The organism is Candidatus Pseudothioglobus sp. uisw_142 (genome assembly GCF_059512465.1).
Genome location: NZ_CM183452.1, coordinates 632,383 through 655,955, shown reverse-complemented (window position 1 = coordinate 655,955; position 23,573 = coordinate 632,383). Strand labels below are relative to the sequence as shown.

The 23,573-nt window shown below is 40.5% G+C and carries 17 protein-coding genes; 4 read left to right on the top strand and 13 right to left on the bottom strand.

The genetic code is table 11. The features are described 5' to 3' along the window. Positions 1-3: 3 nt before the first annotated feature. Positions 4-1,350, bottom strand: coding sequence for an FAD-dependent oxidoreductase (locus tag AC5YGB_RS03320; RefSeq protein WP_496137815.1), 1,347 nt, complete (start codon positions 1,348-1,350; stop codon positions 4-6). A 345-nt stretch (positions 1,351-1,695) separates the two neighbouring features. On the opposite strand from AC5YGB_RS03320, the gene AC5YGB_RS03315 reads away from it, so the two are divergent. Both AC5YGB_RS03315 and AC5YGB_RS03310 read left to right on the top strand, forming a co-directional pair. After that, complete coding sequence (locus tag AC5YGB_RS03315; RefSeq protein WP_020024182.1) at positions 1,696-2,592, top strand: LysR substrate-binding domain-containing protein; 897 nt, start codon at positions 1,696-1,698, stop codon at positions 2,590-2,592. A gap of 102 nt (positions 2,593-2,694) precedes the next feature. Beyond that, complete coding sequence (locus AC5YGB_RS03310) at positions 2,695-3,858, top strand: SRPBCC family protein (protein ID WP_496137814.1); 1,164 nt, start codon at positions 2,695-2,697, stop codon at positions 3,856-3,858. Here the strand turns inward: AC5YGB_RS03310 and folD are convergent. The 12 genes from folD to bmt form a co-directional block, all read right to left on the bottom strand. Beyond that, positions 3,853-4,686, bottom strand: a complete 834-nt coding sequence (folD, locus tag AC5YGB_RS03305; RefSeq protein ID WP_496137813.1) for a bifunctional methylenetetrahydrofolate dehydrogenase/methenyltetrahydrofolate cyclohydrolase FolD — start codon at positions 4,684-4,686, stop codon at positions 3,853-3,855. The two genes, AC5YGB_RS03310 and folD, sit on opposite strands and share 6 nt — an antisense overlap. A gap of 122 nt (positions 4,687-4,808) precedes the next feature. Further along, the gene (locus AC5YGB_RS03300; RefSeq protein ID WP_496137812.1) at positions 4,809-7,223 is read right to left on the bottom strand and encodes an ABC transporter permease subunit; all 2,415 of its coding nucleotides are present in this window, start codon (positions 7,221-7,223) and stop codon (positions 4,809-4,811) included. 24 nt (positions 7,224-7,247) lie between these two features. Further along, positions 7,248-8,306 carry a betaine/proline/choline family ABC transporter ATP-binding protein gene (locus AC5YGB_RS03295; protein WP_496137811.1) on the bottom strand — a complete coding sequence of 353 codons (1,059 nt, stop codon included), beginning with the start codon at positions 8,304-8,306 and terminating at the stop codon, positions 7,248-7,250. Between the two features lie 189 nt (positions 8,307-8,495). Next, positions 8,496-9,434 (bottom strand): ABC transporter substrate-binding protein, encoded by a 939-nt coding sequence (locus AC5YGB_RS03290; protein WP_020025222.1) that lies wholly within the window; start codon positions 9,432-9,434, stop codon positions 8,496-8,498. A 148-nt stretch (positions 9,435-9,582) separates the two neighbouring features. Further along, entirely contained in the window at positions 9,583-11,883 is a 2,301-nt protein-coding gene (locus AC5YGB_RS03285) for a DUF1989 domain-containing protein (protein WP_496137810.1), read from the bottom strand. Positions 11,884-12,095: 212 nt separating this feature from the next. Beyond that, positions 12,096-12,482 (bottom strand): hypothetical protein, encoded by a 387-nt coding sequence (locus AC5YGB_RS03280; RefSeq protein ID WP_020025841.1) that lies wholly within the window; start codon positions 12,480-12,482, stop codon positions 12,096-12,098. 14 nt (positions 12,483-12,496) lie between these two features. Next, the gene (locus tag AC5YGB_RS03275) at positions 12,497-13,834 is read right to left on the bottom strand and encodes an FMN-binding glutamate synthase family protein (RefSeq protein ID WP_020025842.1); all 1,338 of its coding nucleotides are present in this window, start codon (positions 13,832-13,834) and stop codon (positions 12,497-12,499) included. Between the two features lie 35 nt (positions 13,835-13,869). Further along, positions 13,870-14,712, bottom strand: coding sequence for a GltB/FmdC/FwdC-like GXGXG domain-containing protein (locus tag AC5YGB_RS03270; protein WP_496137809.1), 843 nt, complete (start codon positions 14,710-14,712; stop codon positions 13,870-13,872). Next, on the bottom strand, positions 14,700-15,638 hold the full coding sequence (locus AC5YGB_RS03265) for a class II glutamine amidotransferase domain-containing protein (RefSeq protein ID WP_020025844.1): 939 nt from the start codon (positions 15,636-15,638) through the stop codon (positions 14,700-14,702). Before AC5YGB_RS03265 ends, AC5YGB_RS03270 begins: the two co-directional genes overlap by 13 nt. A gap of 72 nt (positions 15,639-15,710) precedes the next feature. Beyond that, positions 15,711-17,189 carry a glutamine synthetase family protein gene (locus tag AC5YGB_RS03260; protein ID WP_020025845.1) on the bottom strand — a complete coding sequence of 493 codons (1,479 nt, stop codon included), beginning with the start codon at positions 17,187-17,189 and terminating at the stop codon, positions 15,711-15,713. 372 nt (positions 17,190-17,561) lie between these two features. After that, positions 17,562-18,212: a helix-turn-helix domain-containing protein gene (locus tag AC5YGB_RS03255; RefSeq protein WP_020026870.1), complete on the bottom strand. Its 651-nt coding sequence runs from the start codon at positions 18,210-18,212 to the stop codon at positions 17,562-17,564. A gap of 90 nt (positions 18,213-18,302) precedes the next feature. After that, complete coding sequence (gene bmt, locus AC5YGB_RS03250) at positions 18,303-19,319, bottom strand: betaine--homocysteine S-methyltransferase (protein WP_496137808.1); 1,017 nt, start codon at positions 19,317-19,319, stop codon at positions 18,303-18,305. 373 nt (positions 19,320-19,692) lie between these two features. Between bmt and AC5YGB_RS03245 the strand changes: the two genes are divergently transcribed. Together AC5YGB_RS03245 and sucB are read left to right on the top strand one after the other, a co-directional pair. Next, positions 19,693-22,389, top strand: coding sequence for a 2-oxoglutarate dehydrogenase E1 component (locus AC5YGB_RS03245; protein WP_496137807.1), 2,697 nt, complete (start codon positions 19,693-19,695; stop codon positions 22,387-22,389). Beyond that, positions 22,386-23,510 carry a dihydrolipoyllysine-residue succinyltransferase gene (sucB, locus tag AC5YGB_RS03240; protein WP_496137806.1) on the top strand — a complete coding sequence of 375 codons (1,125 nt, stop codon included), beginning with the start codon at positions 22,386-22,388 and terminating at the stop codon, positions 23,508-23,510. The genes AC5YGB_RS03245 and sucB overlap by 4 nt, the downstream gene beginning before the upstream one ends. Positions 23,511-23,573: the final 63 nt, after the last annotated feature.

Here is a 23,573-nt window from a genome sequence, read left to right as displayed (position 1 = left end):
AGTTTAACTCCAAGGATAAGGACTATTCGATACTGGGTGAAGTTTACCTTCTTTGAAGCGGCTAAATCTAAATGGTTCTAGAAGCTCTTGTTTTTCTCCTAATAGCTCTTCAGCAACTAGACATCCAACGCCCAACATCTTGTAACCATGATTACTGTCCGCAATGATTGTGACGTTATTATTAAAGGTATCAATAACTGGGAAACTATCTGGCGTAAAGCATCCAATGCCGCCTGAAGGCTCCTTATGATAGTGAGGCATCATGCCTTCAAATCTTTTATGGCAATGAGCAAGAGCTGAGACCCACATTTCAGGGAAGTCTTTACTAGCAGTAAACTCTTTGCTTTCAGGTCCATAAGGATCAATCGCAACCTCATTAACAGGCGTATCAACAGTGTAAGGTGATGCGCCGCCTTGTATACCACCAAAGCCCCAGTCAGGCTTGTAGTAGATACCCCAGAGTTGATCTGTAATCAATGAGCCGTCAACCGTTGAATATAAAGGTGCATCTGTATCAACGTGAAGGACGGGTGGAATCTTTCCATCGTTCGTCGTTAATGTCTCTGGTGGAACCTCTAAAACGCCTTCTTCTAACTGCCAAAAGCGCCACATATCGATGTTTTCGTGAAGATCTCCATTTAAATCTTTCAGCTCGATTTGAGAAGGAAGGCCAATCATGTTCCAGAAATCACGGACCCATGGCCCAGCGCCTACGATTAAGTTATCGCACTGAATGGTTCCTTTATCAGTATTGACAGCAGTAACGCTTTGCCCTGCCCCCTCTGTTTCAAAACCTGTAATTTCAGTGTTAAGGACAACAGTGACTCCAAGGTCTAAAACTTTCTTCGAGAGTCCTTCCATTGCTTTAACGTTGTTCGCATAGCCGCCCGGCTTTTCATGAAGAACTGAAGTAATGCCTTCAGCTTGCCAGTCATCAAAAAGATTAAGCATATAGTCTCGTGACTCTTCTTCGCCTTCGATAAAGACGCTTTCATATCCAATTGCAGCTTGCTCAGTGTGAATCTGTCTGACGTCATCTCTCATTTTTTCGCATGAGATTTGCATGTAACCATTTGCATGATAACTAAAAGCCTCAGGATCGCTTTCCCAAATGCTGACTGAGTGAGCCATCAATTTGCGCATTGCAGGTTGAAAGTAATTATTTCTAACTACGCCGCATGCAATACCCGTTGCACCAGCGGCTACTCTGTCTGCTTTATCAATGATAACAATGCGACCATCAATACTTTCTCCCTTCTCAGTTAAGCGTTCAGCTAGCCTCCATGCTGTTGATAATCCGTGAATTCCTGCACCAGCAATGACGTATTCAGCTTGACTTGGTAAAGACATATTTAATCTCCTTAAGATGATTTATTTAAAGTATAAAAAGTAACCCCTTTTTCGTTATCATTATTATCAATAAATTGAAAGTAGTTAATGGTTAAAAAATTCAAATCGAAGTGAAAATAATTCTAATACCCTATAAAAAAAGATAATATACTTTCTCACATACATTTCAAGGGGATCTGTTATTTTGTTATTATTAACAAAAGCCTTATAAATAAAGCCTTTTCTATACCTATTGACTTCGGTTAATTATAGTAAATATTAATGGTTAAAATGGATTAAAAGGCTCAATTTGAACATAAAATTTAAAAACTAAGTATACTTGGATTCAACATTTAGGAAAAAACAATGTCTCGTAGATACTATAAATTACCACCGCTCACATCACTAGCAACATTTGAAACCGCTGCACGTCACAGGAGTTTTAAAGGTGCCGCTGAAGAGCTGGGCGTCACCCCAGGTGCGGTCAGTCATCAAATTAAGTTTCTTGAAACTGAGCTGGGTCTTTCCTTATTTGACAGAAAACATCATGGTAATAATTTAACGGATCACGGTGAATCTTTATTTGCTGTGCTTCAGAGCAGCTTCACTGCTGTATCCTCAACACTTGCAAACCTGAGGCGCTCTGCAAGTGACAAAGAGGTCATTATTAGCGCAACTACAGCAGTATCATTCTTATGGTTGCCACCGAGATTGGCTGAGTTTTGGAAGCAGCATCCTGAAATTCCTGTCAATCAGCATGTCACTGACAACCCTGACTCTCAGGGTGTAGCCGTTGATCTTAAGATTTGTTATGGCTTTGTTGAAAATGAGTCGACTCAAAAACATACCCTTTTTCAGGATGACTTGGTGCCAGTTTGTAGCCCTAGTTATGCTAAGGAGTTTCCAAACCCTTCAATAGAAGATTTGGCTCAAGCTCCTCTTATTCATCTCAGAGCGAAAGACAAGAACTGGTCGAACTGGTTTTCATGGTTCAGTGCTCTTGGATACAAAGGAAAAATATCCCCTGGAATTCACGTCAATAACTATATGATTGGCCTTCAGGCAGCTTCTGACGGCATGGGTATTGCGTTGGGCTGGAAGCATCTCTGTAAGCCTAAAATAGATAGCGGAGAGTTAGTGATTCTTGGAGACAATTCAATCCCAGCACCTTCAGCTATTTATATCATGAGTGAGAAGGAAGAGCTTCTTCCTGATAACGTAAAAGTGCTGAGAGATTTCCTCATTTCTAAATCTAAAATTTAAAAGTCTACTTCTTGAAAAATATTCAATTTTTTAATTGAATTTTATTGTCTTTCATTTAATCTAAGCGATAGTATCATATCGTTTTTTAGTTAATTTTTTATAGTGTCTTCCATTCCACTTAGCAACTTAGATTCAGTTCTCACTTCAACCGATAAGGCGAAGGGCCTTCCTAACGAGCATTACGTCAGCGAGGCAGTTTTTGAGGAAGAAAAGAAAGCCATTCTTTTTGACAACTGGTCAGCCATTGGAACGGGTAAAGATATACCTAATATAGGTGATGTCAAACCAATCCATTTTGTTGGCATGCCGCTCATCATGGTTCGTGATGAAAACAATCGGATCAATGTCTTTCAAAATACGTGTCGACACAGGGGAATGATACTCATTGAGGAGCCTAGGAACATTAGCGGCGTAATTCGCTGCCCCTATCACAGCTGGTGCTATAACCTTGAAGGTGATCTATGCGCAACTCCAATGGTGGGAGGCACTGATTCCAATTCACATGAATCCATCAATAATCAAGAACTGGGCTTATTTGAAATAAGATCTAACGTCTGGCAAGACATTATTTTTGTCAATATTTCAGGAACAGCACCTTCGTTCAATGATTACGCCTCCAAGGTCATTGAAAGATGGTCTGAATTTAAAAAGCCAATTTATCATGGCGGTGAAAAATCGTCTTTCTCACTGACCTTAGAGACGAACTGGAAGCTTGCCGTTGAAAACTACTGTGAGAGCTACCATTTGCCATGGGTACACCCTGAGCTCAACGTCACATCAAGTATTGAAGATCACTACCATATCGAAGAAATAGGCGCTTTCTCAGGACAAGGCTCCCACGTCTACAATCAAATTAAAAATGAAGATGGAAAAGTGTTCCCAGATTTTGATGGACTCTCAAATAAATGGGATAAGACGAGTGAATACATTGCTTTGTATCCGAACGTCCTTTTAGGGGTTCACAGAGACCACTTTTTTTCCATCATTATTGAGCCGATTGCAACCAACAAGACGATCGAGCATATCTCTCTTTACTACTCAAAGAATCCTTCGGAGATGCCGCAGTTATATACCCTGATCGATGAGAATGCTTCATTCTGGAAGACTGTATTTCAGGAAGATATTGGGGTTGTTGAAGGCATGCAGCGCGGCCGGAATGGCCTTATGTTTGATGGCGGCAAGTTCTCTCCCGTCATGGATAGTGCAACCCACTGCTTTCATCGCTGGATCGCGCAAACCCTTAAAGACTTTAGGTCTGACTTATAGCTTGGCTTGGTAGGCCGTTAAAGTATTCTCAAGAAGAACCGCAATCGTCATCGGTCCAACGCCTCCAGGAACTGGAGAGATAGCTGAGACAGTATCCTTAACATCGTCAAAATCAACGTCACCCGTCATCGACCCATCCTCTAGTCGATTGATGCCAACATCAATAATGACCGCGCCCTCTTTAACCCACTCACTGTTAACAAGGTTAGCCACGCCGGCTGCAGCGACAATAATGTCGGCTGACTTCGCTTTCTGTTTAATTTCCTTAGTTTCTTTATGACACACCTGGACAGTCGCTCCCGCATTAAGGAACTCCATCGCCATCGGTCTTCCCACAATATTGGATGCACCAATAATGACGCAGTCTTTGCCTCTCAGATCGCACTTGATAGAGTCTAGCATTTTAATAACGCCCTTAGGCGTACAAGGACTAATAAAAGGTTTATTTAGACTGAGCTTACCAACATTTTCACTGCTGAATCCGTCTACATCCTTTTCAGGAATAATAGCCTCAATAATCTCGTTGGCATCAATGTGAGAAGGCAAAGGAAGTTGCACCAAAATACCATCAATGTTATTATTTTCATTCAGCCTTTGAACTTCTGACAACAGCTCCTCTTGAGTAATGTTTGCTGATTTATGGATTTGATCGGAATAAAAACCAACCTCAACGCATGCTCTCGATTTATTTCTAACATAGACTTGTGAAGCTTGATCATCGCCCACGAGTAAAACCGCCAAACCAGGAGGTCTTGAGTACTGCTTCACTTCGTTAGCAATATTTTTTCTGAGATTTTCAGCAAGTGTCTTGCCATCAATAATCTTCATTTGTTGTACCCCTAATTAAAAAATCTATGGGTAGATATTATCAACAGAATGATTCGTGAAATTGGTAATTAATTTCACTTAGATTTGAATTTAAAAGGGCTCTACTAGAATATGGATAGAAGCTAGTCTATACCCAGTAGCTTCCTTCTCTTCGTTGCCCAAGTCTGAATGAGATGATCAACTGCAAGCCCAATAAAAGCAACACAAAGACCGAGTAGTAATCCGTTTCCAATGCCTTGCCTGTCAGACAAAGCCTTAAGAATGAATTGTCCTAAGTCATCTGTACCAATCATTGCGCCAATAATCACCATAAATAGGGCAAAAATAACCGTTTGATTGAGTCCTAGCATAATATGAGGAAAAGCTAAAGGGAGCTCGATTTTGAGCCATCTTTGCATACGATTAACGCCAGACATAGAGCCGGCATCCTGCAATGCATCAGGAACACTATTAAGGCCCTCAACGGTGTACCTTGTCGCAGGAATCGTTGCATAGACAATCACTGCAATCAAAACTGAGGTATCAGTTACTCCAAACAGCATGATCACTGGAATTAAATAGATAAAAGATGGGAACGTTTGAAAGGTGTCACAAACCAGCAAAATGATCTTACTTGCTATTTTATTTCTGGCGCAGAGCGTGCCCACAGTAATTCCAATGATGCCAGAAACGATCACGCCAAAGCTAGCCATATAAGCTGTAATGAGAGCTCTTTCCCACCACTGTAATAGAGCGATTACAAGTAAAAAGCCACCCACTATTAGAGCAGACCTGATTCCACCAATGATATAACCAACACCCATGACAAGAGTAAAGGTTGCTATAACAGGCATTGAAAGGTAAGCCGTCTTCATCGGAATGAGGACATCCTGAATTAACCAAGTATTAAACCCCTGCAATGAGAAGAAAAAAGTATCCCATATCCAGTCAACACCAGACTGCCAGAATAGTTGAGATGTGTAGCCCTTGTTGTGAGGAATCATATAGAGATAATTGATTCCATCCTTAAACAAAAACGTTCCAAGAATTGCCAGTAAACTTCCAACGACAAGAATGATGGCAAAGGATACTGCATACTTATGCCTTTCAATAAAAGGCAGGTCGGCAAAGTAGTCAGTCTGCTTATTAGCCCAGGCCAAAGAGAGTTTATCTAAAAAGACCGCAATAAGAACAATACAAATACCAAGCTCAAGGGCTTGCCCTATTTTCAATTGATTTAGAGCAAGAAGTAGATTAAAGCCTAAACCTTTCGCTCCAATAAATGACGCAATGACCGCCATCGCCAAGCACTGCATGATGACCTGGTTGACGCCAATTAAAATATCTCTTCTAGCTGTAGGAATTAAAACTTTAGACATCAGTTGGTAGTTATTACAGCCGCTCATCATCCCCGCATCAAGCACTTCAGGAGAAACCTTTTTTAAACCCAGAAGTGTCAGCCTAATCATCGGAGGGGTTGCAAATATAATCGTTGCTATAGCGCCAGCATGATCACCCACACCAAAGAACACCATCACTGGGACAAGGTAAGAGAAATGAGGCATAGTTTGAGCAACGTTTAGCAAAGGCATTAACACTGTTTCGGTGGTTTTGCTCTTGTAAGCCCAAACACCAAAGCCAAGTCCCAAGATAAATGAAACTGGGGCAGCAACTAGAACAAATGAGAGTGTTTCCATTGAAGGCTCCCACTGACCAAAAACACTGATATATATAGTAGAAAAGGCAGCCAATATTGCCAAACCTCTTCCACTTAAATAATAGCCAATCATAATGGCTGAAGCGGAAACAACAGTCCAAGGAAGTGCTGGCCAAACTGCCCATTCATTCGCATCAGACCAGTCCCAGCTTGTAAAGGCAACAATGGTTTTAATGCCGCCTAATAGAATCTCACGAATAAACTCAATAGCAAAGAGAATAGACCGAGAAAAGCCTCTAGTGATCTCCTTAATCATTGCAGAATCGTCATAATCTTCAATCTCTGGATCGTAAATTTCAACCGGCCACCATTCATACATGACGAATTCAGCGGAGTCATTAATGATTTGGTTCATTGACCAAAAGCTACTTGTCGTAATGTCCCCAAAAAACCAGTTCATAAGGGTTGGTAGAATCAGAAAGCCAACAATGACTCCAGCGGGTATATATACAAAAAGCTTTGTCCAGTTCTCCTTGAACCAGTCTATAGGCAAATCTCTCGTTATTTTAGTAGTTGTAAAATAGTTTCTAAAGAGGAGACCTAGAATAGTTACAAGGGCGATCAGTTTGAACAGAATTGAAGTATTAGTGACTGGATTAAAAAAGTTTAATTCGGGAAGCCTAATAAACTGGGGGGGTAGCTGACCACTTAGGATCATTCTAAATGAATCTGAAAAACTGGCTATAGCATCGATTTCCCCAGAATTTACTTTATTTGCAAAACCATCCCGAAGCAAAATAATGTCCTTATATTCTCCTGTCATTGACATCAGAATAAAAAATACAATTAAAACGATACCAAATTGCACAAGTTTTGGATTGTTTTTTAAATAGTCCATCATTTCATTTAATATTTGAAATATCGTTTAACTTGAGCGGTCACCAAAAAGAACATGGATAATAGTTGAGCAATTTAAAACGCCGACAACCTTATTATTCTCATCTAAAACAGCTACCGGCTTTTGCTCACTTAAAACCGCCTCAGCAACAGTCTCAATAATTGCATCTTTTGAAACTTGAAGTTTACTTAACTCCTCATCAGCGCTCCCAACAGGATCCATCACAGATTCAATTTTTAACACCTTTTCCCTAGGCACTTCTTCAGTGAACTTTCGAACATACTCGGTTGCAGGATTTAAAACGATGTTAGCCGGGGTATCTAACTGCTCAATAATCCCATCTTTCATAATGGCTATTCGATCAGCAAGGCGCAGCGCCTCATCGAAATCGTGAGTGACAAACAAAATGGTTTTATTAAGAACACCTTGAAGCCTTAAAAACTCATCCTGCATCTCTTTTCTAATGAGAGGATCTAGCGCCGAAAAAGGCTCATCTAGAAACCAAATGTCAGGCTCAACAGCCAAAGACCTTGCGATACCTACTCTTTGTTGCTGGCCCCCTGATAGCTCTCTAGGAAAGTAGTTTTCTCGCCCTGTAAGGCCAACTAGCTCAACCATTTCCATTGCTCTTTTCATGCTATCAGAAGTGCTGTTACCTTTCACTTGGAGTGGAAAGGCAATATTTTCTAAAACTGTTTTGTGAGGCAATAACGCAAAACTTTGGAAGACCATCCCCATTTTGTTTCTTCTCAGCTCGATAAGCTCTTTTGAGTTCAATGAAAGTAGATCTTCTCCATCAATATAAATCTTTCCTGCTGTTGTATCAGTGAGTCTGGATATACATCTTAGTAGCGTTGATTTTCCTGAACCTGATAGACCCATTACAACCAGCATCTCACCTCGCTGAACCTCAAAAGAGGCGCTATTAACACCAACTACACAACCAGCATCCTGGAATTCTTGAGCATCAACTTGACCATTAGCCTCTTGGAGTAATTTTTTTGCGTTCTCACCAAATATTTTATAGACTGAGTCACACTTAATAACGGGGTGACTAGATGGACTTATTGTTGTATCTGATGACATATGAGTTTCCAAATTAACTTTATAGTTAAAGTATACAAAAAAATATCACCTTACTTAATGTTATTAGATAAGAATATTAGTATTAAGTAAAGGGCATAATAAATCTCCCCTAGCTGAGTAAGCCCAGGGGAGAGATTTAAAACATTTATAAACTTCTTAATAAATTAAGAAGACTAAGCTATATAAGCCTTATTTAAATGCTGATACAACATCCTGATTATCGGCAAGCCATGCAGCTGCAGCGTCTTGATGGCTCATGCCATCAACGTCAACAAGTGCGGCCATTTGACCAATATGAGTTGTTGAGAAAGACATCTTTGTGAACGCTGTGTAAGCATCTGGATGTGTCTTAGGGAACTTATAGTTAGCTGCTTTTTTCAACCAACCTTTTGGAGATCCACAAGCACCATCACCACCATCAACGACTCTACATCCATCATAGTACTCAGGGAATTCAATGAATGCAAATCCATCAGCATCTGTAAAGTTTGGAGTCCAGTTAAAGACGATTGTTCCACGGCCTTCTTTCTTAGCAGCAGCTAAATCCGCCCATAGTGCATCTGCACCACCCGCAAACTTAACCATGTAGTCATCGCCAAGACCTAGAGCAGCAATACGCTCTGGCATAAGGTTACCATGCCAACTTTGTGGTCCTTCTAACCAACGACCTTTACCACCTGAGTCAGCTGTAACAAAGACATCTTTACAGTCTTTAAGAGCTTCCCAGTTTGGAAGTCCTGGGCATAAGTTTTCATCTACAACCCATTGTGGGACACCCATTTCTTCAAGAGTCATCGCTTCATGGTTACCAGCATCGATAATTCCGCCTTTCTCCATTGCATTATAGAAAGATGCGCCAAACGCAGACTGCCATACTTCGTGTGAAATAGTGACGTCTCCATTACGAATCGCTTCATAAACTGCTTGAGAATCAGCTGGAACATATTCAACATTGTTACCCATGCTTTCAAAAATACCACCAATAACATAGGCCATTACCACTTGGCTTGACCAGTTATGTGTTGGAATAACGATTGGCTTTGAAGAGTCTGCAACAGCTTGACCTGAAACAGAAGCTAAAGACATCGTCAAAGCAGCTGCAGCTACTTTACTTGTAAATTTATTCATTTACTTCTCCTTTATAGTTACATTAAATACATTACATAAAATATTTAATTTTTAAAAATGACTCATCCATCAAATACCGATAAAAAAAATCATACTCTCAACCTTAGGCATAATTACAAACCCAAGATTTTCTTTTGCCTAAAAATAACTACATTCTTACTCGAGTTTTTTCAGGATCATAAAATGGAAAGCGGACCACCTTTGCAGATAATCGCTTATGGTGTCCATCGAGCTTTCCTACTTCAACTTCATTGTCAATCTCTGACGCTAAAACTGAAATTCGACATAATGCAATGTTCTTTTTAAGTATCGGCGAACGTGTTGCACTTGTAATAATTCCAACTTGTTGTTTTCCAATATACACCCCATCACCATGGAGCGCAACTTCATTAGTATCTAATTCTAACCCAACAAGGACTCTTTGTGGTGAATTCTTACGAAGAATTAAAGATTCTTTTCCAGAAAAATCATCCTCTTTTGTCTTAAGAGGTACCGTGAATGCTATGCCAGCTTCAAACGGGTCCGTCTGATCGCAAAACTCATAGCCAGCAAAGATTAATCCTGCTTCAATTCGAAGCATATCAAGTGCATTCAGTCCTAATGGACAAATGTCAAACTCTTCACCTGCCTCTGCAATTGCATCCCAAACTGCCTCACAATCTTTTGGATGAGCAAAAACCTCATAACCTAACTCGCCTGAATAGCCGGTTCTTGAAACCATGACTGGAATACCAAACTCTCCGCCAATCCTTCCAATCGTAAATCGGAACCATTTTAGGTCTTCGATCGTCGTTTGTAATTTAGGTATCCAAATAATTTTAGAGAGTGTCTCGCGACTCTTAGGGCCCTGAACCGCAACATTATGAAGCTGGTCTGTTGAGGATTTCACCCGAACATCTAGTCCACGATCCTCAGCAATTTTTCTGAGATGCTTACCGCCATCATCAGAACCACCAATCCATCGAAAATTATTATCATCAAGACGGAATAGCGTTCCATCGTCAATCATGCACCCGTTGTCATAGCACATAGCTGAATAAACAACCTGGCCAATTGCGAGTTTGCGAACATCTTTGGTGATCGCATATTGCATGAGAACCTCTGAGTCTTGGCCATAAATCTCAAACTTTCTGAGCGGAGCCAGATCAATCATGACTACCCCCTCTCTGGCTTGCCAGTATTCCTTAATAGCACCTAAATTGGTGTATTCGAGTGGCAGCCAATAGCCGTTATAGTTATCGAAGTTTTTGGTTAGTTTCGATGTGTTTTTATGAAAACCAGTTTCTTTAGTCATAGTAGGTATTGATTGAGGATCAGGCCTAAAGGCCGTTGCCGATGAAAAATTATTCGTTTTATCGTAAATCCTGACATGTATATCGGAAGGATTCCAGCCATTAGAGGAAGTTGTGTCGTCAGGACATGCTGAAGATACACATACCAAATCATCTACAGCCCTTAATAAAACGTAATCTCCTGGTCTTGACCATGAGACATCTGAGCTGAGTGAGTGGCACTCTTCGATCGCGGTATTAAAAAAGAGATTGACAGCTGCCCAGTTTCGCCTTGGAGCAACGCCGAACTCTTCTAGAGATGAGTTAAAGTTATCTGTACAGCTTATATGTCCAGGGAAGCCGCGATCTTCATAATATTTAGCATTACAGGCCAATCCAAATGTATCATGCCTACACACTGTATCCTGAATGACCTCAACTAGAGGGACTGAATTTTGATTATAAAATTTATCATGAGTTCCAGGTGCTGGATAACTCGCTAACATCTGTGAGCGAGTCACAGTTGGATCCAGGCAGAGTTCCAAGTTATTATTGAGGTCTTCCTCTATAAATGCCTGAAAATCTGAGCACTGTTGGCCCTCGACATCAATGATTTGAATGTACTCACCCGCCTTCACTTTATAGGCAACTGCAGAGCTATCTTTAACCCTAATCTCTTTTGTTGGTTTTGCTAATGGTTCAGGTAAACGCTCAGAAGGAATCGTTGGATTTGAACGAGAGACATTGATTAAAATTTCTGTAGGTGAATTTTGTTGATCGACTAGCATTGGACCGCCCTCTGCTTCAAAGACGCACAAGAGGTCATTATTAGTATTAAAGGATTGTCGCGTATCTGCAGGACTGGACTCAGAAAAAAGCTCAGCAGCTTGAAGCTCTTTTGATTTTATTTTCTTACCATTAAGGATTGCTTTCAGCATCTCAGAGCAATCACCTGAAGAGATTTTATTTGAATTGTTTTTTGGCTTTGAGTTCCAGTTAAGGGAAGATAAAGCGGATGACTTTTTAGAATCAAATGCAAGAACGTTGCACTTTTGATCACCCTCAACGTCAACTATTTCAACTGAATCACCACTTTTTAAATCAATTGAGATTGCCTCACCACCAAGTATTTGGTAGGTTTCACAATCACCGTTATATCTAATATTTGAAACTCTCACTTACTAAAAACCCCACGTAATAATAATCGAGTATACATAGAATATAGAAAATCTCAATTTCAAAATCTCACCAGGCAATGAGTTAGATTCTATATCTCTATCAAAGTTCTAGTTTATTCAGCACCTCAGGGGGTGAGATGCCGATAAACTAAGGAGAGGATTCAAAGAGACTATGTCTCTCGATACTTCCCCTTTTAAATCACTTACAGTAATTAGAACTTACGGTAAGCGTTATTGAGATCAACCATTGGATGATTTTCAGACATTTGAAACTTAACCAGCAGTTCACGAGCAATCATGTCACGTTCTTGTTGATTGTTTGGCAGTTTTATATTATCTGGAATAGTAACCCAACCATTAATATTTCTATCAAAAACAGCGGCTTGATCACCCTCATACCCCATGTGGATGTCCTCTAACCAGTTAAGGTCCTTCCAGCCCATTTTGTCAATGTACTTCTGCAAAAAAGGTGTAATAAACTTAAGGTCAGGAACCAGGTTTACATCATATCGATAACCGATATGTTGACCAATCATTTGTTCGCGATCTGTATCTAAGCCGTCAGCTCCAACTACAAATTCTTCTTCTTTATTGCTCATAATTTCTCCTATCCTTAAAAGCGTGTCATATCAGGACGACCAACTGTGTGCTGTGATCCTGCAATAGGTACCTGTGCACATGCTGAAGCCTCCATTGTCAAAGCAGCCAAGTCTTCTGGCTCTAGAGAGTGAATGTTAGTCTTGCCACAAGCACGAGCCATCATTTGCGTTTCTATAGCTAGTGTATGAAGGAAGTTATAGACTCTTTCTGATGCTTCATCAGGGTCCAGACGCTTTCTAAGCTCTGGGTCTTGAGTCGCAACACCTACAGGACAGCGACCGGTATGACAGTGATAACACTCACCAGCTTCAACACCCATTTCAGCAGGATAATCAGCTTCAGGAATATCTTTGTTACAATTAAGTGCCATAAGTGATGAGTGACCAATAGCAACTGCATCAGCACCTAAAGCGACAGCTTTTGCAACGTCACCACCATTTCGAATTCCACCAGCATAAACGAGTGAAATTCTGCCAGTCATACCGACATCATCAATTGCGTTTCGGGCTTGACGAATGGCAGCAATTCCTGGAACACCCGTTTCTTCTGTTGCAATATGTGGTCCAGCAGCAGTACCGCCTTCCATACCATCAATATAAATACTATCACAACCAGTTTTAGCAGCCATACGAACGTCATCGTATACGCGTGCAGCACCTAGCTTTAATTGAATAGGGATCTGTCCATCTGTCGCTTCACGAATCTCTTCGATTTTAAGTGCCAAGTCATCTGGTCCTAGCCAGTCTGGATGCCTTGCTGGTGAGCGCTGATCGATACCAGCAGGTAAAGAACGCATCTCAGCAACTTGATCGGTTACTTTTTGACCCATCAAGTGGCCACCCAAGCCAACCTTGCAACCTTGTCCAATAAAGAACTCAACACTATCAGCAAGACGCAAATGTTGAGGGTTGAACCCATAGCGAGACTGGATACACTGATAAAACCACTTGCTTGAATAGCGCCTCTCATCTGGAATCATTCCACCTTCACCTGAACAAGTAGCAGTTCCAGCCATTGTTGCGCCTCTTGCCAAAGCTGTTTTAGCTTCATAACTCAAAGCTCCAAAGCTCATACCAGTAATGTAGATTGGAATATCTAGCTCTAACGGTCTTGGAGCTTCTGGTCCAATAATTGTTTTAGTCAAACATTTCTCTCTATAACCCTCAATAACGAAACGAGTTAAAGTTCCTGGCATAAAAGTTAAGTCATCCCAAGTTGGAATCTTTTTAAATAAAGAGAAGCCTCTCATTCTGTATCGTCCCAAATCAGATTTGATATGAATATCGTCCATCACTGATTTAGGGAAGATAAAACTTTTTCCTAGTCTATGTTTTTGATCTGAATCACTCATAATATTTCCTTTAGTTTAATTTGTTAAAAGTACGATTAAAGAATTAGTTTCTTCTCATTAGGCTCTAAGCTAGCATAGTTCCATAACATTTTTCCTGAAACATACTTTTGCATTTTTTCAACTCCTCTAGGAGTCTTGATGCCATATATAGCTAATTTCTCTGTTAAATAACGTAGGTCCAATTCCGTCATTTCACCCGGCACACAATCTACTCCAAGCTCCTCAACTTCACCGCCGACATAGATTGTGCCGTCATACATGGAATCCCCTAAGTTCATTCCAGCATCACCACAAATAATCATTCTGCCACGCTGCATCATAAAGCCTGAAAATGCACCAGTCCTACCTCCAACTATTATTGTTCCCCCTTTTTGGTCAATCCCAGTTCTTGCACCCACATCACCTTTACAAACTAAGTCACCACCACGAATAGCAGCACCAAATGTAGAGCCAGCATTTCCATCAATCACAACTGTACCAGCCATCATGTTTTCAGCACATGACCAACCAACTCGACCTTCGATATGTACATTAGGTCCGTCAATCAAACCACAACCAAAATAGCCAAGACTGTCTGTAAAAGTTAAATTAAGGCGATTCAATATACCGACACCGACACCGTGTCTTGACATCGGATTATCAACTGTAATATCTCCAATACCTTTTTCCATCAACTCTCGGATTTCACGATTAATTTCTCTTGGAGTCATGTCAAGAGCATCGATTTTTGCCGTTTTACTTGTATCAACTTCGTGTGAGTGGAAATAAGTTAAGTTTTCACTCTCATCAATTGAGAAAAATTTTTTCTGAGTTCTTCCTTTTAATTGCTCATCATGAAGGCCCATCTCTTGAGCCGTTTCTTTTTTTAGTTCTGCCATACTTTTACCTCTCCGTGATATGGGTCAAATGTTTCAATACGATGATCGAACAAAGTTCTAATTGCAACTTCCTCTGAAGCTAGCGCGATCATATCATCACTCTCATAAACAACCATTGGTTTTGCAGCCATAACATCTTTGGCCATACCCAGTTGATCTTTTGTAGCAACTAAATAAGTAAATACACCATCTAGATACTCAACAGAATCTTTCATCGCAGTCTCAAGGTCTGAACCTTGACTCATTCTATCTGCAATATAAACCGCAATCAGTTCAGAGTCGCAGTTAGAAGAAAAACGATGCCCTTTCAGTTCAAGCGCACGTCTGTTAGTCCAATAGTTCGTCAATTGTCCATTATGAACAACCGCAACATCACTAAATGGATAGGCCCAGTATGGGTGAGCAGAACGAATATCTACATCTGACTCAGTTGCCATTCTAGTATGACCAATTGCGTGCGTACCATTAAAATTATCAAGCCCGTACTGCTTAGATACAACTGAAGCATCCCCAAGATCTTTAATTAATTCAAGAGAATTGCCTATTGATAAAATTTCAACGCCTTCAATGTCTTCAACAAAATCAGCTAACTTTTTCATATCCCCTGAAAATTCAATCTCGTAACGATGAGAATATTCAGTTGCGCTATCTTTTTTTACGACTTTTGCGCCAAGATCTTTAAGACGAGAATTAACTAACTCAACTCTCCTCTCAATTTCAGCATGGATATCAAAACTACCTTCAAGGTCAGCTCCTTCAGCAACCTTAAATCTTACAACCTGATTGCCATTATCTTCTCCATACACAGCATATCCAGTTGAATCTGGACCCCTATGTTTTAAGGCTTGAAGCATTGATGTCATTTGTCCACCAATATTTTCGTCTTTGCCTGCATTTCTGTGAATAATACCTGCTATTCCACACATAAATTAATCTCCCTTTACTAAAAATTGCCCACCCGAAGGTGGGCATTCCAAAAAAACCTCAATGAAGCTAGCCTATGGCAAGCAATCCAAATAAGTACTTGTATCCCAGTCTGTAACTGTAGCATTAAATTTTTCCCATTCATCCGTTTTATAATGGTGAAAAACTTTATACATCTCGTTTGGCATAGCTGATTTAATAACATCATCATTTTCAAGCTCATTAAGCGCCTCACCAAGAGACATAGGTAATTTGGTAACCTGCTTACCAGCCTCCATTGCTTCATAGATATTGCGCTCTTCAGCCTCACCAGCTTCAAGATTATTATCAATACCGTCACCCATAGCTTTTAATAGAGCTGAGCCCATTAAGTATGGATTCACCATAGAGTCTACCGAGCGGTACTCAAAACGACCTGGCGCTGAAACGCGGAGCGCACATGTGCGGTTTTGGTAACCCCAGTCAGCAAAGATTGGCGCCCAAAAACCAGTATCCCAAAGACGGCGATAAGAATTAACTGTTGATGAACCAATTGATGTTAGAGCAGGTAAGTGCTTGATGACACCGCCAATTGATTGAAGCCCAATCGGACCTGGCATTTTCTCATCAATAGATGGATCTGGCATAAATGTATTTTCTCCACCCTCTTTGTAAGTAAAGCAACCGGGCATACCTGGAAGCTCACCATCACCAGTAGCAATTTCTGGATGAAAGACATCCTTGCCACCTTTCCATAAAGACATATTATGGTGACAGCCTGAAGCCGAAACGCCCATAAAAGGTTTACTCATAAAGCATGCCAACAAACCAAACTCACGTGCAACTTGTGCACAAATTTGACGATAAGTTGTTAATCGATCCGCATTTCTTAATACATCATCAAACTGAGTATTAAGCTCTAACTGTCCAGGAGCATCTTCATGGTCTCCTTGGATAATATCTAGTCCCATTTGCTCTGAATATTCAATCACTTTCATAAACACAGGACGCAACTCTTCAAACTGATCGATATGGTAACAGTTTGGCTTAGTGACACCACCGTCTGTACCTCCATTTTCACCACGCTTAAGCCACATCATTTCTGGTTCAGTGCCGCAGCGCATATCTAAACCATATTGGTCTTGAAATTCTTTGTGCTGTCTATATAAGTTTCCACGACAATCAGACGTTAATGCCTCGCCTGGGTTTTCACGCTCTTCACGGTTTCTATAAAGTCTACAGAATACGCGCGCTACTCTTTTATCCCAAGGAAGTTGGCAAAAAGTATCTGGATCTGGAATACCAACAAGCTCTGATGACTCAGGACCATACCCGATATAGTCTCCGTGTCTATCCACAAACAAGTTAGCAGTTGAACCGTAAACCAACTGGAATCCTTTTTCAGCTAATCGCTCCCAGTGTCTTGCAGGAATACCTTTACCGACAATACGTCCGGTAACAGATACAAATTGATAATATACATATGTGACACCCAACGCTTCGATTTTAGCTTTAACTTCTTTTACAAGTTTGTCGCGTCCAGGCTCATTAACGTGTTGTTCTAAATCTGTCATTTAATCTCTCCGAAAAAATAAAAAAAATCTTTAAATAAAGATTTGCCCCCTAGTAGATTTTATTTAGATTCGTAAAAATAAACCCAAATAAAAACCAGATTAATTTACTGACTATATAGATACTGATAAGTATCTATTTGGGTAACTCAAATATCCACTCAAAAAATGAGTGTTTCAGTAAATTATGCATGGAGTATACTCCTAATGATAATCCATTGTCAAGAAATTTTTTTTATTTTAAAGAAATTTAATAAAGTGTTGTTTTTCTTCTAAAAATGCTTAAAAAAACATGAAAAAAAACTGATTTGAGAGCCTGCTTGAGGAAGTTTATGATGAGCAAAAAAATTGCTCATTTGTTTTTAGAAATTATTATTAATCAGAGTTATTGGTGCAAATAATAGTGAGGAACTGGCACTCATCACTGATTATCTTTTTAGGCCCATGAGGTTTATCAGAATCAAAATATAAAGAGTCGCCTTTTTTAAAGTTGTAGATCTTCGTTCCATAATAATAATCCATCTGACCTTTAAGCATATAGATGAACTCTACGCCCTTGTGTTGAAATTCAGGAAACTCATAGTCTCTTGAAGTGATCGTAATTAAGCAAGGCTCGACGTTTAGCGAACCTCCAACCGTGTGACCGAGTAATTGGTAATGACGACTCTCATCTGAGCCAGCCCTCTCGATCGTTAGGCCGTCACCTGATTTAATAAAGGTGGGCTCAACATCTTTATCATGCTGCTTAAACAATGAGGTAATTGAAATGTTGAGTGCATGGCAGATGAGTTGGATTGTTTTGAGCGATGCGCTGATTTGGCCATTTTCAATTTTAGAGAGCATACTGGCAGACAAAAGCGATTGCTTTGATAGCTGCTGCAATGTGACGCCAGCATTTTTTCTAGCAATACGAACCTGTTTACCTATTGAAGCCTCAAGCTGTTTATCACTCCCAAAAGAAGGAAGATTTTTGTCAATAATGGAAACACCTTTCTCTTTAGGCGGAGGGTTTTTTGTAGTAGCCACAACAAAATAATTTACTTAGAATAAAAAAAATTATACTACAAGGAAAATTATTTAATGAGCCAATTCGAATTTAAAATTAAATATTGGGTCTTAAGACCTTGAGCGGCGGCTCCTTCTCAGCTTCACTGGTTTTGAATCATCACCCTTAAAGATCGATCTTGAGCCCTCAGACATTGCGCCTACCTTCTCTTCGATTTCTTCGAGGGTTGGTGCTGAAGTGACAATGTGTTCGTCCATTGCTTTCCTCATTGCTCTGACGTGATCAAAAGTGGTCCCACAACAACCACCAATAATGTTGGCGCCTGAATTCATGGCAATTTTTACATACTCAGACATGAGCTCTTCGGTTCCAGAATAAACGATACTGCCATCGACAAACTCCGGAATGCCGCAGTTCGCTTTAGAGATAACCACTGTCTCAGGCTCAACACTCTTCGAGATGTCATTGATTGTTGCCAATAGGTCCGGCGCACCAATACCGCAATTAGCGCCAAAACCCATTAAGTTTAAATCTTTAGATCTTTTGGCAAGATTTGAAGGTGTAATCCCCATCATTGTTTTGCCAGCGGTATCAAAACTCATTGTCGCGCAGACAGGGAGCCCAATATCTTTGACCGCATCTATTGCTGCCTCGAGCTCCTCCATCGCATACATAGTCTCAAGCCAAAGCACGTCTACTCCGCCTTCAGCCAGGCCCTCTGCTTGAGCTCTAAAAGCTGCTGTCGCTTCCTTAGGCGTCATCAGTCCATGAGGCTCAATCATTTCTCCGGTTGGTCCCATTGCTCCTGCAACAATGACTAGGCGATCAGCATTATCAGCAACCTCCCTAGCTACAACTCCAGCAGCTTTATTAAGCTCAAAGACTTGATTCTCAAGATTATGTAACTTCAGTCTAAAGGATGTTCCACCAAAACTATTTGTTAAAAACAAATCAGAACCCGCATCAACAAAACCTTGATGCAAGGAGCGGATTCTATCCTTATGCTCAAGGTTCCAAGGCTCAGGAGGATCACCCGTCTCTAAACCCATTCCAAATAAATTGGTTCCTGTGGCGCCATCAGCCAAAATATGACTTTTGTCTTTAAGTATTTTTAAGAAATTGTTCATGAAGCGATTAAGTACTGAGGGTAAGGTAAATACAATTTTGAAGTTTACGGATAATTATACTGGGCGCTGAATTATTATTAATTTAATATATTCAATCTATACTTAATAATATTCATAAAATAATATTCTATAAATCATAACCAGAATAAAAAATTACCCTACAATTTGTAATGCAAATTTTTAAATAATTATGCGATGAGAGCGCCTAATCTCTATATAATTTGACTTAAAAAAATAAACTCACAAACTGTGACTATTTTAACTTTACAGCAAGCACAAAATGGCATGCTAATTAACTGCATGATTGGTAAATCTTACCTGCACCCAGTATTTATAAATTCAAGCTACCCTTCCCCCATAAATTACAGGAATAATGAACAATAATTCTAACTCGCATGAAGATGTGATCAGTCGCTTTATTAATTACGGCGAATCTAATTTTGAATCCAATACTGCTCCAAATAGACCCACCCAAAGCTCTGCCCAGCTTGGCGTTCTCAGGCTCATCTATGCCTTTCGATTTTCGGGACACCTAAGGGCCACCTTAGATCCACTCAAGAGACCAAGACACCACTCAACGCCGCCATTTACGCTTGAAGAGTTTGGTCTGAGTGAAGCGGACTTAGATACCACGTTTGATATGGGCTCTTACCAGGGGCCCAACTGCAACACACTAAGAGAGCTTTTTGAGTCACTCAACAAAACGTATTGCTCTAGCCTTGGTGTCGAGTATATGCACATCCCTAATCTTGAGGAAAGGAAGTGGATCCAAACAAAGATTGAAACGATGTCTTTGGAGCAAAAAGAAACACCTGAATATAAAAAATGGCTCCTTCAAAGGATCACCGCGGCCGAAGTTTTTGAGAAATTTCTTCATAATAAGTATGTCGGTCAAAAACGATTTTCTCTCGAAGGGAGTGACACCCTAATTCCCTTATTGAATGTATTGATTGAGCACTCAGGCGAATACCTGATGAATAGAATATGCCTCGGCATGGCTCATAGAGGCCGCTTAAACGTTCTCATTAATATTATGGGTAAGAGGGCTGAAAAACTCTTCAAAGAGTTTGCTGGAGATCTTGGCTTAAGTAAAAAACAAACGGGTGATGTCAAATATCATCAAGGCTTTTCATCAGATATCAAAACTAGTAAAAAGGATGTTCACCTTGCATTAATGTTTAATCCTTCTCATCTTGAACTAGTCAACCCCGTCATTGAAGGATACGCCAGGTATCACCAAGATAAAAATAATGAATCAGATCGGCAAAAGATTCTTCCTGTTCTAATTCATGGTGATGCGGCCTTTTCAGGACAAGGCATTGTGATGGAGACCTTAAATATGTCTCAATCACGAGGCTATAGAACGATGGGCACTGTCCACATTATTATTAACAATCAGATTGGCTTTACGACCTCAAAACAAACGGATGCCAGGTCAACGGATTACTGTACTGACGTTGTTAAAATGATTAATGCGCCAGTCTTTCATGTCAACGCAGAAGACCCAGAAATGGTTAGTTTTATAACTAAGCTCGCACTTGACTATCGCATGCGCTACAAGAAAGATGTGGTTATTGACCTCATGTGCTATAGAAGACACGGTCACAATGAGGCTGACGAACCAGCTGTCACTCAGCCGTTAATGTATGAGGCCATCAGAAAACTTCCGACGACGCGTGCAAACTATGCCAATACCTTAATGAAACAAGGTGTCATTAATCAATCAGAGGTTGACGCGATGATTGCTGACTATCGACAAGAACTGAAAGACGGCAACAGAGTAGCCTACAACATCCTAGAGCCAAAAAATAAAAGGGCTTGGGAATTACTTTGGGAAGATTATTTTGACTCAACTTGGCATGATCCCTACAAATCTGCAATCAGCAAAAAACATATCAAGGATCTCAACAAAAAACTGCAGCATGTCCCAGATGGATTTGAAGTTCATCCACGTGTTAAAAAAATGATGTCAGAGAGAAACAAAATGGCTAATGACAAAATTAATGCTGACTGGGGATTTGCTGAAACGCTTGCTTTTGCCAGTTTAACTGAAGTTGGGGTTCCCATTAGACTCACTGGACAAGACTGCGGCAGAGGAACTTTTTTTCATAGGAATGCAGTCTTACATAATCAGCTCGCTAATGAAGATTACACCCCACTTATGAACATTAATGAGAATCAGGGCAGAGTTCAAATATTTGACTCAATCCTCTCTGAAGAGGCAGCACTTGGATTTGAATATGGTTACGCCACTGCAAACCCAGAGTCCCTCGTTATATGGGAAGCTCAGTTTGGAGACTTTGTGAATGGCGCTCAAGCAATTATTGATCAATTTATAGCCTCGGGAGAAGCTAAATGGGGCCGCCTATCGAACCTCGTTATGCTTCTACCTCATGGCCTTGAAGGTCAAGGACCTGAGCACTCCTCAGGAAGACTAGAGCGCTTTCTTCAGCTTTGTGCAAGTCATAATATGCAGGTTTGTGTTCCATCAACGGCCTCACAAATTTTCCATCTACTTAGGCGTCAAGTCCTCAGAAAGTTTAGGGCACCACTGATTATTATGTCTCCTAAAAGCTTGCTTAGAAACCCTCTTGCAGCCTCTCCTTTATTTAAGTTTACTGAGGGTAAATTTAGAGATGTTTATGAAGAACAATATGACAACATTAAACCTAAAAAGGTTGATCGAGTCGTAATGTGCAGTGGAAAAGTTTTTTATGAGTTACTAACGCGTCGTCAAGATGATCAAATAAATAATGTTGCTATTCTTAGACTAGAGCAGCTCTACCCTTTTCCTCATGAAGCGCTTCAATCTGAGTTAGCTAAATTTACGGGGGCCAAGGATATAGTTTGGTGTCAAGAAGAACCTATCAATCAAGGCGCTTGGTATACCTCAAGACATAACTTTATGGAAAGCATTAAAAAGGGACAAACTCTTCATGTAGTAGCGCGTGAGCTTTATGCTGCTCCTGCAGAAGGCAGTGTTAGAATGCATAATATTAATCAAAGTCATATTATTGAAAAAGGACTAGGCATTCAGCCTATTAATAAAGCTAGGAGCATTAAGAAATGAAAGAAGTAAAAGTACCCGTTTTGCCAGAATCGATTAACGAGGCAACCGTTGCTGCATGGCATAAAAAACCTGGAGACTCTGTAGAGGTTGATGATGTTATCGTCGAAATTGAGACGGATAAAGTCGTTCTTGAAGTTCCTGCAGAAGAGTCTGGCATCCTCACTGAAATTCTAGCTGAAGAAGGAGAAACCGTTAATGAGCAGCAAGTTCTTGGTCTTTTAGATGATTCGGCAGATGCTAAAAATGATGATACTCCTCAAGAGGCGCAAGTTACCCAAGAAGAGCCTGTAAAAACTGCCCAAATAAACCCTGAAGAAGCTCCAAAAGAAGAGGCCAAAAAAGAGCCAGTTGCTGCGCCTAAAATTCCTAGTGAAGAGCCAGCCGCTGCCCCAGCTTCGCAACCTTCTCAACCGAGCAGTAACCGAATGGAGGAGAGAGTCCCAATGACTCGAATCCGTAAAACGATTGCAAATAGGCTTCATTCAGCGACTCAAAATACTGCCATGCTGACAACCTTTAATGAAGTTGATATGAGTGAAATCTTGGCAATGAGAGCGAGCTATAAAGAGGCCTTCGAGAAGAAGTACTCTGTGAAATTAGGGTTCATGTCTTTCTTTGTGAAAGCAGCCGTCGAGTCACTCAAAAAATTCCCAACGGTCAATGCCTACTTAGATGGTGACGATATTGTTTATCATGCCTTCTGTGATGTTTCTGTTGCTGTTTCTTCTGATAGAGGTCTCGTTGTTCCCGTTCTTCGTGATGCCCACAAAATGGGGATGCATGATATTGAGAAAGGGATTATGGATTATGCTGGTAGAGCTCAAGATGGGACGCTTGGGATTGAAGAGATGAGTGGTGGCACCTTTACGATTTCTAATGGCGGCGTTTTTGGCTCACTACTTTCAACGCCCATCCTTAATTCGCCTCAGAGCGCTATCTTAGGAATGCATAAGACGCAAGAGCGTCCTGTTGCAGTGAACGGTGAAGTGGTCATAAAACCCATGATGTATCTGGCTCTATCTTATGATCATCGCATCATTGATGGCAAAGAGGCGGTTCAATTTTTGATCTCCATTAAAGAGGCTTTAGAGGATCCAGCGAGACTATTACTTAAAGTTTAACGGATTCAATCTTACAAAAAAAAGGGCGGTATTTTCATACCGCCCTTTTCGTTTTTTTACTTT

Bases quoted from the DNA above. Each gene is read 5' to 3' on its own strand.
- AC5YGB_RS03320 (WP_496137815.1), bottom strand. From the start codon at position 1,350: ATGTCTTTACCAAGTCAAGCTGAATACGTCATTGCTGGTGCAGGAATT.
- AC5YGB_RS03315 (WP_020024182.1), top strand. From the start codon at position 1,696: ATGTCTCGTAGATACTATAAATTACCACCGCTCACATCACTAGCAACA.
- folD (WP_496137813.1), bottom strand. From the start codon at position 4,686: ATGAAGATTATTGATGGCAAGACACTTGCTGAAAATCTCAGAAAAAAT.
- AC5YGB_RS03300 (WP_496137812.1), bottom strand. From the start codon at position 7,223: ATGATGGACTATTTAAAAAACAATCCAAAACTTGTGCAATTTGGTATC.
- AC5YGB_RS03295 (WP_496137811.1), bottom strand. From the start codon at position 8,306: ATGTCATCAGATACAACAATAAGTCCATCTAGTCACCCCGTTATTAAG.
- AC5YGB_RS03290 (WP_020025222.1), bottom strand. From the start codon at position 9,434: ATGAATAAATTTACAAGTAAAGTAGCTGCAGCTGCTTTGACGATGTCT.
- AC5YGB_RS03280 (WP_020025841.1), bottom strand. From the start codon at position 12,482: ATGAGCAATAAAGAAGAAGAATTTGTAGTTGGAGCTGACGGCTTAGAT.
- AC5YGB_RS03275 (WP_020025842.1), bottom strand. From the start codon at position 13,834: ATGAGTGATTCAGATCAAAAACATAGACTAGGAAAAAGTTTTATCTTC.
- AC5YGB_RS03270 (WP_496137809.1), bottom strand. From the start codon at position 14,712: ATGGCAGAACTAAAAAAAGAAACGGCTCAAGAGATGGGCCTTCATGAT.
- AC5YGB_RS03265 (WP_020025844.1), bottom strand. From the start codon at position 15,638: ATGTGTGGAATAGCAGGTATTATTCACAGAAATGCAGGCAAAGACGAA.
- AC5YGB_RS03260 (WP_020025845.1), bottom strand. From the start codon at position 17,189: ATGACAGATTTAGAACAACACGTTAATGAGCCTGGACGCGACAAACTT.
- bmt (WP_496137808.1), bottom strand. From the start codon at position 19,319: ATGAACAATTTCTTAAAAATACTTAAAGACAAAAGTCATATTTTGGCT.
- AC5YGB_RS03245 (WP_496137807.1), top strand. From the start codon at position 19,693: ATGAACAATAATTCTAACTCGCATGAAGATGTGATCAGTCGCTTTATT.
- sucB (WP_496137806.1), top strand. From the start codon at position 22,386: ATGAAAGAAGTAAAAGTACCCGTTTTGCCAGAATCGATTAACGAGGCA.